At 41.9% G+C, this 16,994-nt stretch carries 16 protein-coding genes; 13 read left to right on the top strand and 3 right to left on the bottom strand.

The window, feature by feature from the left end:
- Window positions 1–33: 33 nt before the first annotated feature.
- Together rpsT and coaA are read right to left on the bottom strand one after the other, a co-directional pair.
- Window positions 34–270, bottom strand: coding sequence for a 30S ribosomal protein S20 (rpsT, locus tag HT725_RS00620; RefSeq protein WP_001274000.1), 237 nt, complete (start codon window positions 268–270; stop codon window positions 34–36).
- 67 nt (window positions 271–337) lie between these two features.
- Entirely contained in the window at window positions 338–1,258 is a 921-nt protein-coding gene (gene coaA, locus HT725_RS00615) for a type I pantothenate kinase (RefSeq protein ID WP_173217587.1), read from the bottom strand.
- A 200-nt stretch (window positions 1,259–1,458) separates the two neighbouring features.
- On the opposite strand from coaA, the gene HT725_RS00610 reads away from it, so the two are divergent.
- The 9 genes from HT725_RS00610 (at window position 1,459) to HT725_RS00570 (ending at window position 9,831) form a co-directional block, all read left to right on the top strand.
- Window positions 1,459–1,863: a hypothetical protein gene (locus HT725_RS00610; protein WP_173217585.1), complete on the top strand. Its 405-nt coding sequence runs from the start codon at window positions 1,459–1,461 to the stop codon at window positions 1,861–1,863.
- Between the two features lie 215 nt (window positions 1,864–2,078).
- Window positions 2,079–2,669, top strand: coding sequence for a class I SAM-dependent methyltransferase (locus HT725_RS00605; protein WP_319946291.1), 591 nt, complete (start codon window positions 2,079–2,081; stop codon window positions 2,667–2,669).
- Window positions 2,666–3,943: a pyrimidine-nucleoside phosphorylase gene (locus tag HT725_RS00600; protein ID WP_173217583.1), complete on the top strand. Its 1,278-nt coding sequence runs from the start codon at window positions 2,666–2,668 to the stop codon at window positions 3,941–3,943. Before HT725_RS00605 ends, HT725_RS00600 begins: the two co-directional genes overlap by 4 nt.
- Before the next feature lie 19 nt (window positions 3,944–3,962).
- Window positions 3,963–4,625: a deoxyribose-phosphate aldolase gene (gene deoC, locus HT725_RS00595; protein WP_054392738.1), complete on the top strand. Its 663-nt coding sequence runs from the start codon at window positions 3,963–3,965 to the stop codon at window positions 4,623–4,625.
- Window positions 4,612–5,001: a cytidine deaminase gene (locus HT725_RS00590; protein ID WP_000246098.1), complete on the top strand. Its 390-nt coding sequence runs from the start codon at window positions 4,612–4,614 to the stop codon at window positions 4,999–5,001. The genes deoC and HT725_RS00590 overlap by 14 nt, the downstream gene beginning before the upstream one ends.
- Before the next feature lie 89 nt (window positions 5,002–5,090).
- Window positions 5,091–6,143 (top strand): BMP family protein, encoded by a 1,053-nt coding sequence (locus HT725_RS00585; RefSeq protein ID WP_049524889.1) that lies wholly within the window; start codon window positions 5,091–5,093, stop codon window positions 6,141–6,143.
- A gap of 142 nt (window positions 6,144–6,285) precedes the next feature.
- Window positions 6,286–7,821: an ABC transporter ATP-binding protein gene (locus HT725_RS00580; RefSeq protein ID WP_173217581.1), complete on the top strand. Its 1,536-nt coding sequence runs from the start codon at window positions 6,286–6,288 to the stop codon at window positions 7,819–7,821.
- Window positions 7,814–8,872 (top strand): ABC transporter permease, encoded by a 1,059-nt coding sequence (locus HT725_RS00575; RefSeq protein ID WP_023942990.1) that lies wholly within the window; start codon window positions 7,814–7,816, stop codon window positions 8,870–8,872. Before HT725_RS00580 ends, HT725_RS00575 begins: the two co-directional genes overlap by 8 nt.
- 2 nt (window positions 8,873–8,874) lie before the next feature.
- Window positions 8,875–9,831 (top strand): ABC transporter permease, encoded by a 957-nt coding sequence (locus HT725_RS00570; RefSeq protein WP_000029124.1) that lies wholly within the window; start codon window positions 8,875–8,877, stop codon window positions 9,829–9,831.
- A 37-nt stretch (window positions 9,832–9,868) separates the two neighbouring features.
- On the opposite strand, the gene plsY is transcribed toward HT725_RS00570, so the two are convergent.
- Window positions 9,869–10,510: a glycerol-3-phosphate 1-O-acyltransferase PlsY gene (plsY, locus tag HT725_RS00565; RefSeq protein WP_173252870.1), complete on the bottom strand. Its 642-nt coding sequence runs from the start codon at window positions 10,508–10,510 to the stop codon at window positions 9,869–9,871.
- Between the two features lie 135 nt (window positions 10,511–10,645).
- Here plsY and parE point away from each other — a divergent pair, with 135 nt between their 5' ends.
- The 4 genes from parE (at window position 10,646) to parC (ending at window position 16,987) form a co-directional block, all read left to right on the top strand.
- On the top strand, window positions 10,646–12,589 hold the full coding sequence (gene parE / locus HT725_RS00560) for a DNA topoisomerase IV subunit B (protein ID WP_054392735.1): 1,944 nt from the start codon (window positions 10,646–10,648) through the stop codon (window positions 12,587–12,589).
- A 27-nt stretch (window positions 12,590–12,616) separates the two neighbouring features.
- A complete protein-coding gene (locus HT725_RS00555; RefSeq protein WP_173217575.1) occupies window positions 12,617–13,444 on the top strand; it encodes an aminoglycoside 6-adenylyltransferase in 828 nt (275 codons plus the stop codon).
- Between the two features lie 29 nt (window positions 13,445–13,473).
- The gene (locus HT725_RS00550) at window positions 13,474–14,034 is read left to right on the top strand and encodes a GTP pyrophosphokinase (protein ID WP_173217573.1); all 561 of its coding nucleotides are present in this window, start codon (window positions 13,474–13,476) and stop codon (window positions 14,032–14,034) included.
- Window positions 14,035–14,515: 481 nt separating this feature from the next.
- On the top strand, window positions 14,516–16,987 hold the full coding sequence (gene parC, locus HT725_RS00545) for a DNA topoisomerase IV subunit A (RefSeq protein ID WP_173252869.1): 2,472 nt from the start codon (window positions 14,516–14,518) through the stop codon (window positions 16,985–16,987).
- The last annotated feature ends 7 nt before the right edge of the window (window positions 16,988–16,994 follow it).

Below are 16,994 nucleotides of genomic sequence, written 5' to 3'. Positions count from 1 at the left end.
GGAGACAAAAAAACAGCCTCTATGGACTGTTTCTTATTTAGCAAGTTTAGCTGAAAGACGAGCTTTATCGCGGCTTGCTTTGTTTTTGTGAATCAAACCTTTAGTTTCTGCTTTATCGATAGCTGAGCTAGCAGCACGGAAAAGTTCTTCAGATGGGTTTGCTTCGAAAGCTTTGATAGCAGTACGCATAGCTGATTTTTGAGCTGAGTTCTTTTCGTTTTGTTTAACGTTCAATTCAGCGCGTTTGATAGCTGATTTAATGTTTGCCAATGTTCTTACCTCCATATTTACTAACTATACCATTATATCTGAAAACTTACGTTTTGACAAGGGAAAATTACTTTTTTAAGTAAATTTCATCGATTTCATGGTTCTTACTTTTATGTAGAATCACTTCCGCACGATTTCTGGTTGGTTCAATATAATTTTGTAGATTTGTGAGATTGATACTGGTCCAGACCTGATGGGCAAAGGACTCCACTTCCCCAATCGGCATTTGTGTAAAACGATAATAGTAGCTATTAGGGTCATTTTGGGCTAGGCTCAGCATTTTCAAGAAACGGTCCAGATACCAACTCTCGATGTCATCGACTGCAGCATCAACATAGATGGAAAAGTCAAAGAAGTCAGTAATGTAGAGACGCTCGTTTTGTGGATTTTGAAAGACATTGATTCCTTCAACAATCACAAAATCAGCAGCTTTGACGCTTTGCTTTTCCTCGGGTACGATGTCGTAGACTTCATGAGAATAGACAGGAATATCTACATCTTGTCCATTTTTGATGCGGTCCAAGAAGTTGAGAAGAGCTTCCATATCATAGCTTTCAGGAAATCCTTTACGATTTAAAATCCCCTGCTCAATCAAGGTCTGGTTGGGATAGAGAAAGCCATCAGTTGTAACCAACTCAACACTAGCATCAGTTACAGTTCTAGAAAGCAGGATTTGAAGTAGGCGACTGGTTGTGGATTTTCCAACGGCAACACTCCCAGAAACCCCAATAATAAAAGGCTGAGATTTACTTTCACGTTGGAGGAAAATTCCTTTTGAAAAGGCTAAATCTTCCTTAGTTCGCTTGTAAATCTGAATCAGATGAGCCAAGGGGAGATAGATATCTGTAACGTCTTGAAGACTGATTTGGTCATTAAAACTCTTGATAGATTCCAATTCTTCTTCTGTCAAAGGAGGTGTTGTCTTTCGATGTAAAGATTGCCAAGTCTGGCGGCTGATTTTTTCAAAATGTAAAAATTCGTTGGTCATTTGTTTTCCCCTAGATATTTTGTCTATCATACCATAAAAAGCTAAAAAAATAAAGCGGTTTCTTGAATGTGGTAAGTCAATAGTATATAATATAAGTAGATAGAGGATGAACAATTTATTGATGAAGTAGGAGCTGCTTTATAGCTGACTTATCAGCTATAAAGGGGGCTTTGGGGTTTATAACTTATAGGAGGTGTACTATGAAAATCTTGAAACCTTACCTATTGGAACTCTGTTTTATTTTAAGTTTTGCCTTACCTTTTATAAAAGGAGTCAATGCGGATAATGGTAGACGCTTTGTGGAAATCTATTACGGTTTTACTTTTTTGATGGAGCATGCCATTATAACAACTGTCTTTATCTGTTCGCTCTTGATTGCTTGGCTACTCAAAAAACGGTGGACGAAACGACTTGCTGCTGGAAGTTATCTATTTTTGATTTTGTGGATTGCGACAGAGGGTTATTTCTTCCGCATGTCGATAGAAGATTTGCTACGACTTTGGACAAGTTCAGAAATCTTGACACAAACTTATCAGTTGGGTTTTTATTTAAACATTTTGTTGGGAATCCTATTGATAGTGAAATATTTAAAAGTAAAGAAATAGCGCTGACAATGCGTCTGATGATAGACAATAAACTTTGTGTTATGTGTTTTATCGTGGCAATGATAACTGTAGTCCTAGATGAAATACAATTTGCTTATAAAAGTTGAAAGAGATTGAAGGGGAGCTATTGTAAAGCAACTTCCTTCAATCTTTTTGTCTCATTCTGGATATGTAAACGATTTACAATTTAAGTCAAATTATGGTAAAATAGTTTCATGAGTAAAATGTATTATGCAGAAAATCCTGACGCTGCTCACGATATTCATGAGTTGAGAGTAGAATTGTTGGGAGAAAAAATGACCTTTTTGACGGATGCAGGTGTTTTTAGCAAAAAGATGGTTGATTTTGGAAGTCAACTCTTGCTCAAGTGTCTTGAGGTCAACCAAGGAGAGACAGTCCTAGATGTAGGCTGTGGTTACGGTCCATTAGGATTGTCCTTGGTCAAGGTTTACGGAGTTCAGGCGACCATGGTTGATATCAATAATCGTGCCTTGGATTTGGCGCGACAAAATGCTGAACGAAATAAAGTAGAAGCGACGATTTTCCAGTCCAACATCTATGAACAAGTTGAAGGGAATTTTGACCACGTCATTTCTAATCCTCCTATCCGTGCAGGAAAGCAAGTGGTTCATGAAATCATTGAGAAAAGTAAAGATTTCTTGGAAATTGGTGGTGATTTGACAATCGTCATCCAGAAGAAACAAGGGGCTCCAAGTGCTAAGTCTAAGATGGAAGATGTGTTTGGAAATTGTGAAATCCTTAAAAAAGACAAGGGATACTATATCCTTAGAAGTGTGAAAGAATGAGAGCAGTTGATTTAATCCAAAAAAAACGAGACGGTCAAGAACTGACTTCGAGTGAAATTGAATGGTTAGTTGAAGGCTATGTGTCAGGAACGGTTCCTGATTATCAGATGTCTGCCTTTGCTATGGCTGTCTATTTCAAAGGAATGACGACTCGTGAAATTTCTGATTTAACGATGAATATGGTTAAGACTGGGCAAGAGTTTGACCTGTCTGTCATTGATGGTGTGAAAGTTGACAAGCATTCTACGGGTGGTGTTGGTGATAAGGTGACCTTGATTTTGGCTCCTCTTGTTGCTAGCTTTGGTGTGCCTGTGGCAAAAATGAGTGGTCGTGGTCTCGGCCATACTGGTGGAACAATTGATAAATTGGAGTCCATTAAGGGCTATCAAGTCGAGCGCAGTCAAGAAGATTTCATTCGTCAGGTTCAGGATATTGGAGTATCTGTCATTGGGCAATCAGACCAGCTGGTCAAAGCTGATAAGCTTCTCTACGCCCTCCGTGATGTGACCGCAACTGTCGACACGATTCCTTTGATTGCGAGTTCGGTGATGAGCAAGAAAATTGCGGCAGGGGCGGATGCTATTTTGCTAGACGTGACTGTCGGTGAGGGTGCCTTCATGAAGACGGTTGATGAGGCGCGTGAATTGGCTCAAACCATGGTGGAACTTGGTAAGGCTGTTGGACGGAAGACAGTAGCAGTGATTACGGATATGAGCCAGCCTTTGGGACGAGCGATTGGAAATCGTCTGGAGATTCTTGAAGCATTGGAGATTTTACAAGGGCAAGGCCGTCAGGATATTACCCACTTCATCTGTGAATTGGCTCAAATTATGCTTGGCCTGGCAAATATAAATAAGACAGTTGAAGAAGTTCGCCAACATCTTGAAAATCGTCAAGCGCTGGCTAAGTTTGAGGAGATGGTCCAAGCCCAAGGTGGAGACTTGGAGGACCTCTATCGCCCAGTCAATGTTGCCCATGTGGTGGAAATCCCTGCTCAGGAAACGGGTGTCATTTCTGCTCTTCCGGCTATGGAATTTGGGCTTTATGCTATGAGACTGGGAGCTGGTCGTGCAGTCAAGTCTGATGCCTTGGACTATGAGACAGGAATTGTTTTTGAAAAGAAAGTTGGAGATTCCGTTCAAAAGGGAGAAATTGTTGCAAAAGTATACACAAATGGAAAAATTTCTCCTCAGCTAGTTACAGATTTTCAAAAATATGTTAAAATAAATGATAGGGTGCAAAGTTTACGAGAAATTATAGAAATTATCTCATAAACAGCAGGAGAATCCGAATATGAAATTAAATAAATATATCGATCATACGCTTTTAAAACAAGATGCAACAGAAAATCAAATTGATTGTTTGTTGTCTGAGGCTAGGGAGTATGATTTTGCCAGTGTTTGCGTTAATCCGACCTGGGTTGAACATGCCAAAAAAGGGCTTGAAGGCACAGATGTCAAGGTCTGCACAGTAGTAGGTTTCCCTTTGGGGGCAACAACTTCAACTGTGAAAGCTTTTGAGACAAAAGAAGCTATCCAAAATGGTGCAGATGAGATTGATATGGTGATCAATGTTGGGGCTCTCAAATCAGGTAATTTAGCCTTGGTTGAATCGGACATCCGTGCTGTTGTAGAAGCAAGTGGTGACAAGTTAGTGAAAGTCATTATTGAAGCTTGCCTTCTGACAGATCAAGAAAAAGTTGTGGCTTGTCAATTAGCCCAAAAAGCAGGAGCTGATTTTGTTAAAACATCTACTGGCTTTTCAACTGGTGGCGCTACGATAGCAGATGTTCAATTGATGCGTGAAACAGTTGGGCCTGATATGGGTGTCAAGGCTGCTGGTGGAGCTCGTTCTTATGAGGATGCTCTTGCCTTTGTCGAAGCAGGTGCGACCCGTATCGGAACGTCAGCTGGAGTAGCAATTCTAAAAGGAGAATTGGCAGATGGCGACTACTGAGTTGATTGAACTGGCAATTGAAACCAGCAAGAAAGCCTATGTCCCTTATTCTCACTTTCCTATCGGAGCAGTTTTAGTAGCCAAAGACGGCAGTGTTTACACGGGAGTGAATATCGAAAATGCTAGCTATCCTTTGACAAACTGCGGAGAGCGTACAGCGATTTTTAAAGCAGTTTCTGAAGGGCAAAGAGAATTTTCAGAGCTGATTGTTTATGGTCAAACTGAAAAACCAATCTCACCATGTGGTGCTTGTCGCCAAGTAATGGTCGAATTTTTTGAACAAGATCTAAAAGTGACCTTAGTCGCAAAAGATAAATCGACGGTCGAGATGACGGTCGGGGAATTACTTCCATATTCTTTTACAGACTTAAATTAGTCTGAGTCGCTCTTTGAGTGGCACGGTCCTTGTGGCCAACCAATCCATACTTGCAACATCGTTGCACATCTTATTTAGGAGGTTCAGTAATGAACAAGAAACAATGGCTAGGTCTTGGCCTAGTAGCAGTGGCAGCAGTTGGACTTGCTGCATGTGGTAACCGCTCTTCTCGTAAGGCAGATTCATCTTCTGATGTGAAGACAAAAGCAGCAATCGTCACTGATACTGGTGGTGTTGATGATAAATCATTCAACCAATCAGCTTGGGAAGGTTTGCAGGCTTGGGGTAAAGAACACAATCTTTCAAAAGATAACGGTTTCACTTACTTCCAATCAACAAGTGAAGCTGACTACGCTAACAACTTGCAACAAGCGGCTGGAAGTTACAACCTAATCTTCGGTGTTGGTTTTGCCCTTCACAATGCGGTTGAAGAAGCAGCTAAAGAACATTCTGACTTGAACTATGTCTTGATTGATGATGTGATTAAAGATCAAAAGAATGTTGCGAGCGTAACTTTCGCTGATAATGAGTCAGGTTACCTTGCAGGTGTAGCTGCAGCAAAAACAACTAAAACAAAACAAGTTGGTTTTGTAGGTGGGCAGGAGTCAGAAGTTATCTCTCGTTTTGAAGCTGGTTTCAAGGCAGGTGTTGCCTCAGTAGACCCATCTATCAAAGTACAAGTTGACTATGCTGGTTCATTTGGTGATGCTGCTAAAGGTAAAACAATTGCAGCAGCACAATACGCAGCTGGTGCAGATATTGTTTACCAAGTAGCTGGTGGTACAGGTGCTGGTGTCTTTGCAGAAGCAAAATCACTCAACGAAAGCCGTCCTGAAAATGAAAAAGTTTGGGTTATCGGTGTTGACCGTGACCAAGAAGCAGAAGGTAAATACACTTCTAAAGATGGCAAAGAATCAAACTTTGTTCTTGCATCTACTTTGAAACAAGTTGGTACAACTGTAAAAGATATTTCTAACAAGGCAGAAAAAGGTGAATTCCCTGGCGGTCAAGTGATCGTTTACTCATTGAAAGATAAAGGGGTTGACTTGGCAGTAACAAACCTTTCAGAAGAAGGTAAAAAAGCTGTCGAAGATGCTAAAGCTAAAATCCTTGATGGAAGCGTAAAAGTTCCTGCAAAATAATGGATGGAAGTTATTTCTTAGGAAGCGGCCATCGGCCGCTTTTTAAGAGTTGAGACAAAGTCATTTTGTCTCAGTAAAGCTTGCTACTAGAGAAACTAGCAAGTTTTATTGAAATAAAATAAGACTCTGAAAGGAAGAGCACATGGCACACGAAAATGTCATTGAGATGCGTGATATTACCAAGGTGTTTGGTGAATTTGTTGCCAACGACAACATCAACCTGCACCTACGAAAAGGTGAAATTCATGCACTTTTAGGAGAAAATGGGGCTGGTAAGTCCACGCTAATGAACATGTTAGCGGGTCTTCTTGAACCAACTAGTGGTGAAATTGTGGTCAACGGTCAAGTTGTCAACCTCGACTCACCATCTAAAGCGGCTAGCTTGGGAATCGGAATGGTTCACCAGCACTTTATGTTGGTAGAAGCCTTCACAGTGGCTGAAAACATCATTTTAGGTAGTGAATTAACTAAAAATGGTGTATTAGATATCGCTGGAGCTAGCAAAGAAATCAAGGCTCTTTCTGAACGTTATGGCTTAGCTGTTGATCCTTCTGCCAAAGTGGCAGATATCTCAGTTGGAGCCCAACAACGTGTAGAAATTTTAAAAACCCTTTATCGGGGGGCTGATATCCTTATCTTTGACGAACCAACGGCTGTTTTGACTCCATCAGAAATTGATGAGTTGATGGCTATCATGAAAAATCTTGTTAAAGAAGGAAAATCAATTATCTTGATTACCCACAAGTTGGATGAGATTCGTGCAGTTTCTGACCGAGTTACAGTTATCCGTCGTGGGAAATCAATTGAAACTGTCGAAATTGCAGGGGCTACCAATGCTGATTTAGCAGAAATGATGGTGGGACGTTCTGTTTCCTTTAAAACAGAGAAACAAGCCTCTCAACCAAAAGAAGTAGTCTTGTCTATTAAAGACTTGGTGGTCAATGAAAACCGCGGTGTCCCAGCTGTTAAAAATCTGTCCTTGGATGTTCGTGCTGGAGAGATTGTTGGTATTGCAGGGATTGATGGAAATGGTCAGTCTGAACTGATTCAAGCCATCACAGGTCTTCGCAAGGTTGAATCTGGTAGCATTGAGCTAAAAGGAGATTCAATTGTAGGCTTGCATCCACGACAAATTACAGAGCTAAGTGTTGGGCACGTTCCAGAAGACCGTCATCGTGATGGTTTGATTTTGGAAATGATGATCTCTGAAAATATTGCCCTTCAAACCTACTACAAAGAACCACATAGTAAAAATGGAATTTTGAACTATTCAAATATTACTTCTTATGCTAAAAAGCTAATGGAAGAATTTGATGTTCGTGCTGCCAGTGAATTTGTGCCTGCAGCTGCACTCTCAGGAGGAAATCAACAAAAAGCAATTATTGCTCGTGAAATTGATCGAGATCCTGATCTCCTTATCGTCAGTCAGCCAACTCGTGGTTTGGATGTCGGTGCCATTGAATATATCCACAAGCGCTTGATTGAAGAGCGTGATAATGGTAAGGCTGTTCTAGTTGTCAGCTTTGAATTGGATGAGATTTTAAACGTCTCAGACCGTATTGCCGTTATACACGATGGTAAGATTCAAGGTATTGTATCACCAGAAACAACCAATAAACAAGAACTTGGTGTCTTGATGGCTGGTGGAAACTTGGGAAAGGAGAAGAGTGATGTCTAAAAAATTACAACAAATTTCGGTTCCCTTGATTTCTGTCTTCCTAGGAATTTTACTTGGAGCCATTGTCATGTGGATATTCGGTTATGATGCTATTTGGGGCTACGAAGAATTGTTCTATACAGCCTTTGGTAGTCTGCGTGGGATTGGAGAAATCTTCCGTGCTATGGGTCCTTTGGTCTTGATTGGTCTTGGTTTTGCTGTTGCCAGTCGTGCAGGTTTCTTTAACGTCGGACTTCCTGGTCAGGCTTTGGCAGGTTGGATTCTCAGTGGTTGGTTTGCCCTGTCGCATCCAGATATGCCGCGTCCCTTGATGATTCTAGCAACCATCGTGATTGCCTTGATTGCTGGTGGAATTGTTGGCGCGATTCCAGGTATTCTGAGAGCCTATCTAGGGACGTCAGAGGTTATTGTAACCATCATGATGAACTACATTGTCTTGTATGTAGGGAATGCCTTTATCCATGCCTTCCCTAAAGACTTTATGCAAAGTACAGATTCGACCATTCGTGTTGGTGCTAATGCAACCTACCAGACACCTTGGTTGGCTGAGTTGACTGGTAACTCACGGATGAATATTGGTATTTTCTTTGCCATCATTGCTGTTGCAGTTATTTGGTTCATGCTCAAGAAAACGACTCTTGGTTTTGAAATCCGTGCGGTTGGTCTTAATCCACATGCTTCAGAATACGCTGGTATTTCTGCCAAACGGACTATTATCCTATCAATGATTATCTCAGGTGCCTTGGCAGGTCTTGGTGGAGCTGTTGAAGGACTGGGAACCTTCCAGAACGTCTATGTTCAAGGGGCATCATTAGCTGTCGGATTTAACGGGATGGCGGTTAGTCTGCTTGCGGCCAACTCACCAATTGGTATTCTCTTTGCAGCCTTCCTATTTGGTGTTCTCCAAGTTGGAGCCCCTGGTATGAATGCGGCGCAGGTACCGTCTGAGCTTGTCAGCATTGTAACAGCGTCTATTATCTTCTTTGTCAGTGTTCATTACCTTATCGAACGCTTTGTCAAACCGAAAAAACAAGTTAAAGGAGGTAAGTAAAGATGTCTATTACAACCTTGCTCACCCTCTTGGTGTCTTCTATGCTGATTTACTCAGCGCCCCTCATCTTTACAAGTATTGGTGGTGTTTTCTCTGAACGTGGTGGTGTCGTCAACGTCGGCCTTGAAGGAATTATGGTTATGGGTGCCTTTTCTGGAGTTGTCTTTAACCTTGAATTTGCAGAACAATTTGGAGCAGCAACTCCATGGCTATCCTTGCTTGTAGCAGGATTGGTTGGTGGTCTCTTCTCTATCATCCACGCAGCAGCGACGGTTCATTTCCGTGCAGACCATGTTGTCAGCGGTACGGTATTGAACTTGATGGCGCCAGCCTTGGCTGTTTTCTTAGTGAAAGTCCTTTATAACAAAGGACAAACCGACAACCTAAGTCAGACTTTTGGACGCTTTGATTTCCCAGTCTTGGCAAATATCCCAGTGATTGGTGATATCTTCTTCAAGTCAACTAGTCTACTTGGTTATCTGGCGATTGCCTTCTCATTCCTTGCTTGGTTTATCCTCTTCAAGACTCGCTTTGGTCTTCGTCTCCGCTCTGTCGGTGAACATCCTCAAGCAGCAGATACTTTGGGAATCAATGTCTACAAGATGAGATATTTAGGGGTTATCATTTCAGGTTTCCTAGGTGGAATTGGCGGAGCGATTTATGCTCAATCCATCTCAGTTAACTTCTCAGTAACAACTATTGTTGGACCTGGATTTATCGCCCTTGCTGCGATGATTTTCGGAAAATGGAATCCAATCGGAGCCATGCTTTCTAGTCTATTCTTTGGGCTTTCACAAAGTTTGGCTGTTATCGGCTCTCAATTGCCATTCCTACAAGGAGTGCCTGCGGTTTACCTTCAAATCGCACCTTATGTCTTGACAATTCTTGTCTTGGCAGCCTTCTTTGGAAAAGCAGTTGCACCAAAAGCAGATGGTATCAACTATATCAAATCAAAATAAGCATACAAAAAAACGTCAGTTCTGTTCAAACTGGCGTTTATTTTTTAGAATTTTGATGGGTTAAGTTTAATCCCCAAGGGACAAGATTTTCAGTTTTATTTTTGATACGTGTGATATTATCCTTATGCCGAATGATAATCAAACTAGCCAGTGCTAGGATAATAGCGATGAAGAGAGGGTCATAGTGACTCAGGATAAAACCAAAAAGTGGAAAGAGTAGAACTCCGATGACAGCCGCAATCGATGCTGTGACACTAGAGAGTGAAATCATACTACCAAGATAGAGGGTTCCAAAGAAAACAACTGCTAGGTAGAGACAGAAGACCGGCGCAAATCCAAAAATCACACCTGCACTGGTTGCGACAGCCTTGCCTCCCTTAAATCCTGCAAAGATAGGGAAGGTATGACCAATAACAGCCAAAAGTCCAAAGATGAGAGGCGAAACGCCTTGCAGATGAAAAATAATCGGAAGAAGTGTTGCTAAGGTTCCTTTGAAAAAGTCAATCACAAAGGTTGCCATACCAGCTTTCTTACCTAAAATGCGGAAGGTATTGGTTGTTCCGGTATTTCCAGAACCATGTTCACGCAGATTGATTTGAAAGAATACTTGTCCAATCCAGAGACCAGACGGAATTGAACCCAGCAGATAGGCTAGGATTAATAAAACTATTGTAATCATACTCCTATTATATCATGAAATGGAGAAGAAAGGCAGAGAATCACTTCTGAAATTGTCACACCGGAGAAAGAAAAATTTTGCAAAATCCTTAGAAAACCTGTAGAATAGTAAAAATGAACGAATAGGAGGTTCCTTGTGTCAAAAAAGGAAATCAATATTAACAATTATAATGATGATGCCATTCAGGTGCTAGAAGGGTTGGATGCGGTCCGTAAACGTCCAGGGATGTATATCGGATCGACTGATGGTGCTGGTCTCCACCACCTAGTCTGGGAAATCGTCGATAATGCGGTCGATGAGGCCTTGTCTGGATTTGGTGACCGTATTGATGTGACCATTAATAAAGATGGCAGTTTAACGGTTCAAGACCATGGACGTGGGATGCCGACAGGTATGCACGCTATGGGAATTCCAACTGTTGAGGTTATCTTTACCATTCTTCATGCCGGAGGGAAATTCGGTCAAGGAGGCTACAAGACTTCTGGTGGTCTCCACGGGGTGGGTTCTTCCGTTGTAAATGCTCTATCTAGTTGGCTGGAGGTAGAAATCACTCGTGATGGTGCAGTCTATAAGCAACGTTTTGAAAATGGTGGAAAACCTGTTACGACCTTGAAGAAAATCGGTACAGCACCCAAGTCTAAGACAGGTACTAAGGTTACTTTTATGCCTGACGCGACGATCTTTTCGACGACAGACTTTAAATACAATACCATCTCAGAGCGCCTTAATGAATCAGCCTTCCTTTTGAAAAATGTGACCTTGTCCTTAACGGATAAGCGAACAGATGAAGCGATTGAGTTCCACTATGAGAATGGGGTACAAGACTTTGTTTCTTATCTGAATGAAGACAAGGAAACCTTAACGCCTGTCCTCTACTTTGAAGGTGAGGATAATGGTTTTCAAGTGGAAGTAGCTCTTCAGTACAATGATGGATTTTCAGATAACATTCTGTCCTTTGTCAATAACGTTCGCACCAAGGACGGTGGAACGCACGAGACAGGACTCAAGTCAGCCATTACTAAGGTTATGAATGACTATGCGCGTAAGACGGGGCTTCTCAAGGAAAAAGATAAAAATCTTGAAGGGTCAGACTACCGTGAGGGACTTGCTGCTGTTCTTTCTATCTTGGTTCCTGAAGAACATCTTCAGTTTGAAGGCCAGACCAAGGACAAACTGGGAAGCCCTCTTGCTCGTCCCGTTGTGGATGGCATTGTGGCTGATAAGTTGACCTTCTTCCTCATGGAAAATGGAGAACTAGCTTCTAACCTCATTCGCAAGGCTATTAAGGCCCGTGATGCTCGCGAAGCGGCACGTAAGGCGCGTGATGAGAGCCGAAATGGGAAGAAAAATAAAAAAGACAAGGGCTTGCTGTCTGGGAAATTGACCCCAGCCCAGTCTAAGAATCCTGCTAAGAATGAACTCTATCTGGTTGAGGGGGACTCTGCCGGCGGTTCTGCCAAGCAAGGTCGTGACCGCAAGTTCCAGGCCATCTTGCCTCTTCGTGGTAAGGTTATCAATACAGCCAAGGCCAAGATGGCGGATATTCTCAAAAATGAAGAAATCAACACGATGATTTATACCATCGGTGCAGGTGTGGGAGCAGACTTCTCCCTTGAAGACGCCAACTATGACAAGATCATTATCATGACCGATGCGGATACTGATGGTGCCCATATCCAGACCTTGCTCTTGACATTTTTCTACCGTTACATGCGTCCTCTAGTCGAGGCAGGTCATGTCTATATCGCCCTTCCGCCTCTTTACAAGATGTCCAAAGGCAAAGGCAAGAAAGAAGAAGTGGCCTATGCTTGGACGGACGGAGAGCTAGAAGAACTCCGCAAGCAGTTCGGTAAAGGCGCTACCCTCCAACGATATAAAGGACTTGGTGAGATGAATGCAGATCAGCTCTGGGAAACAACCATGAACCCAGAAACTCGTACCCTCATCCGTGTCACAATCGAAGACCTAGCCCGCGCCGAACGCCGCGTCAATGTCCTCATGGGCGACAAGGTCGAACCACGCCGTAAGTGGATTGAAGACAATGTCAAGTTTACGCTGGAAGAAGCGACAGTTTTTTAAGTTAGTTTTTAATGAATGGGTATAAACATGAGAACTGAAACAGAAATGCTCGATGTAATTTTAAAGACTGCTGAAACCTTACAAGTCGCGGCTGTCGCCATGTCTGGTTCACGGACTGATACAAAAGTCTCAAAAGATGAATTTCAAGACTATGACGTAGTCTATGTTATAGAGAATCTGGACGAGCTGATTACAGATTTATCTTGGTTGGACCAGTTTGGCAAACGCGTTATCGAGCAAGAGGTTGCTCTTGACCATCGTCGTCTAAATCTTATGCTTTTTGAAGATGGTAATCGCATTGATTTGACCCTCTGCCCTAAAGAACACATGAAAGAATGGGTAGATAGCGAGTCGAAATTCATAGTTTTAGAAGATGAGAAGAGCCTGTTTGAGTCATATTATCCCAGTCCAAAGCGTTTCTGGATACATCCAGCTACTGAGACAGATTTTAAAAATTCCTGCAATGAATTTTGGTGGGTGTCAGCCTACGTGGTCAAAGGAATCTGTCGTAAGCAAGTCATCTATGCCACTGACCATCTCTACGGCATTTGTCAACAAGAATTCTTGAAAATTTTGGCTTGGCAGGTAGCAAGTGATAAGGGAAAAGTAGACGTCGGCAAGAATTATAAATATCTCTTTAACTATTTACCTGCTGAGAAAGAAAAGGAATTCTCGAATCTGCTTGATTTTTCAAGTGTAGAGAAACTTACTAAGTCTTTGTTTGCTACGATGCAACTTTTCCACCAAGAAGCTCACTCCCTTGCTCACAAGATGGGCTTTGGCTACGATAAGGAAGTGGCTGAGAAGATGATTAAGTATGCTGAGGAAAGAGTGAAGAAGTTTGGGAATAACTAGAAAAATGAAAAAGCGAGAGGAGAAGACTCATGATTGAAAAAGTGGAACGCCTCATTACAGAGATTAATCGTATTCATCGAGAATATTCTAAAGATTATTTTAAAACGGGTAAGGTGGAAAAAATCAATCTCAAGCATACCTTTTCAAAAGTTCCGACGAAAGCGATTTTGGCCTACCGTCTGAATTTACATGAGTCAATTAATGATTATCTGATGAAAGCGGATGTCCAAGATATTGCCTATGTTTATCGTGTCAAAACTTCTGAGTCTATTTTAGATAAAATTACACGTTTTTCAGAGCGTCAAGAGGGCTATCCTGTGAATTCAATTCTTAATGATATTTTTGGTGCTCGTATGATTTTAAGTTCCAAAGAGATTGCTCAAGTCATGGAGGAATTAGATGATTGGCAAGAGCTGTACGGACTAAAAAACTGGTATTTACGTGATAAAGATGGCTATGTCGGTATTCATATCTATTTTAAAAATAAAAGTAATTTTCACTATCCATGGGAACTCCAACTTTGGGATAAGAAAGATGTAGATAGCAATATCGCTAGTCATATCAAGTATAAACGAGGATTTGTGAAGTAGACACTTCAAGTGGAAATGACGATACAGGAATTGGGTGAAACTCACTTACTCTATATTTTTTCTTTTTCCATAATATTTACTCTCCATTCTTCGAAAGGAGTTGAACACGCCCTAAATGCTATGTGAAAATTCCTTAATACTAACCGAATCAATAAATTTTAAACACTTTAAACTACAGAAAGGATAGTTTGGTTACTTATCGTAACTGAACACGGGACTAAGACTTAGGAAACAAGAGAAATCTACTTGGGTTCATTGAACCCTATATCGATTTCCTATTTTTCTACAGAAATTTTCGGCAAGCCGAATCGTCCCTTTATATCTTAACTGAACACCTTTTCTGTAAAAACCTACTCTATATTCTTTGAAAGGAGTTGAACACGCCCTAAATGCTGGGTGAAAAAGATAAATTCTCTTGTGAGCTTGCTTACTTCAAGAATTTTCTATTTTCACTTGGTATTTTACGGGCTCTGTATCCTATATGAGTAACATTCAAAACATGTCCCTTGAGGACATTATGGGAGAGCGCTTTGGTCGCTACTCCAAGTACATTATTCAAGACCGGGCCTTGCCAGATATTCGGGATGGCTTGAAGCCGGTTCAGCGTCGCATTCTTTATTCGATGAATAAGGATGGCAATACTTTTGACAAGAGCTACCGCAAGTCGGCCAAGTCTGTCGGGAATATCATGGGGAATTTTCACCCACACGGTGACAGTTCCATCTATGATGCCATGGTCCGTATGTCACAGGACTGGAAAAATCGTGAGATTCTAGTCGAAATGCACGGTAATAACGGTTCTATGGACGGTGATCCGCCTGCGGCTATGCGTTATACTGAGGCGCGTTTGTCTGAGATTGCAGGCTACCTTCTTCAAGATATCGAGAAAAAGACCGTTCCTTTTGCTTGGAACTTTGATGACACCGAAAAAGAGCCGACTGTTCTGCCAGCAGCCTTTCCAAATCTTTTGGTCAATGGTTCGACTGGTATTTCGGCTGGATATGCCACAGACATTCCTCCCCATAATTTGGCTGAGGTCATTGATGCGGCGGTTTACATGATTGACCATCCAACGGCCAAAGTTGAAAAACTCATGGAATTCTTGCCTGGGCCAGATTTCCCTACAGGAGCTATCATCCAAGGACGTGATGAAATCAAGAAAGCTTATGAAACCGGAAAAGGGCGCGTGGTTGTTCGTTCCAAGACCGAAATTGAAAAGCTAAAAGGTGGTAAGGAACAAATTGTTGTCACTGAGATTCCCTATGAGATTAATAAGGCCAATCTAGTCAAGAAAATCGATGAAGTCCGTGTCAATAACAAGGTAGCAGGAATCGCTGAGGTTCGTGATGAGTCTGACCGTGATGGTCTTCGTATCGCTATTGAACTTAAGAAAGACGCTAATACGGAGCTTGTTCTCAACTACCTTTTCAAGTACACTGACCTACAAATCAACTACAACTTCAACATGGTGGCGATTGACAATTTCACACCTCGTCAGGTTGGGATCGTTCCAATCTTGTCTAGCTATATTGCCCACCGTCGTGAAGTGATTTTGGCGCGTTCACGCTTTGATAAGGAAAAGGCTGAAAAACGTCTCCATATCGTCGAAGGTTTGATTCGCGTGATTTCGATTTTGGACGAAGTCATTGCGCTTATCCGTGCTTCTGAGAATAAGGCTGATGCCAAGGAAAATCTCAAGGTCAGCTATGATTTTACAGAAGAGCAGGCTGAGGCTATCGTAACCTTGCAACTGTACCGTTTGACCAATACCGATGTGGTTGTCTTACAGGAAGAAGAAGCCGAACTTCGTGAAAAGATTGCCATGCTTGCTGCTATTATCGGGGATGAACGGACTATGTACAATCTCATGAAGAAAGAACTTCGTGAGGTTAAGAAGAAGTTTGCGACTCCGCGTTTGAGTAGCTTAGAAGACACTGCGAAAGTAATCGAGATTGATACAGCTAGTCTGATTGCAGAGGAAGATACCTACGTCAGCGTGACCAAGGCAGGTTACATCAAGCGTACCAGCCCACGTTCCTTTGCGGCTTCCACTCTGGAAGAAATTGGCAAACGTGATGACGATCGTTTGATTTTTGTTCAATCTGCCAAGACAACCCAGCACCTCTTGATGTTCACAAGTCTTGGAAATGTCATCTACAGACCAATCCATGAATTGGCAGATATTCGTTGGAAGGACATCGGAGAGCACCTGAGCCAGACCATTACAAATTTTGAAGCGAATGAAGAAATTCTTTATGCGGAAGTACTGGAACAGTTCGCTGATGCGACAACCTATTTTGCGGCGACTCGTCTCGGTCAAATCAAGCGTGTAGAACGAAAAGAATTCACCCCATGGCGGACCTATAAATCTAAGTCTGTCAAGTATGCTAAGCTCAAAGACGAGACAGACCAGATTGTAGCAGTGGCTCCGATTAAACTAGATGATATTCTCTTGATTAGCCAAAACGGTTATGCTCTGCGTTTCAATATCGAAGAGGTTCCGGTTGTAGGTGCCAAGGCTGCAGGTGTCAAGGCTATGAATTTGAAAGAAGATGGTGTCCTCCAAGCAGCCTTTATTTGCAATACATCATCTTTCTACCTCTTGACTCAGCGTGGAAGTTTGAAACGTGTTTCTGTTGAGGAAATTCCAGCAACCAGCCGTGCCAAACGAGGACTTCAAGTCTTGCGTGAGTTGAAAAACAAACCGCACCGTGTCTTCTTGGCAGGAGCAGTTGCAGAACAAGGCTTCGTTGGTGACCTCTTTAGTACAGAAGTGGACGAGAATGACCAAACTCTGCTTGTTCAATCTAACAAAGGAACAATCTATGAAAGTCGATTGCAAGACTTGAATTTGTCAGAACGCACAAGTAACGGTAGCTTCATCTCTGACACGATTTCAGATGAAGAAGTTTTTGACGCTTACCTTAAAGAAGTATTTACTGAAGCTAAATAAGTGAAAT

This window comes from Streptococcus sp. 2579 (assembly GCF_013277195.1).
In the GTDB taxonomy this organism is placed as follows: Bacteria; Bacillota; Bacilli; order Lactobacillales; family Streptococcaceae; genus Streptococcus.
This window is presented reverse-complemented; position numbering and strand designations above follow the sequence as displayed.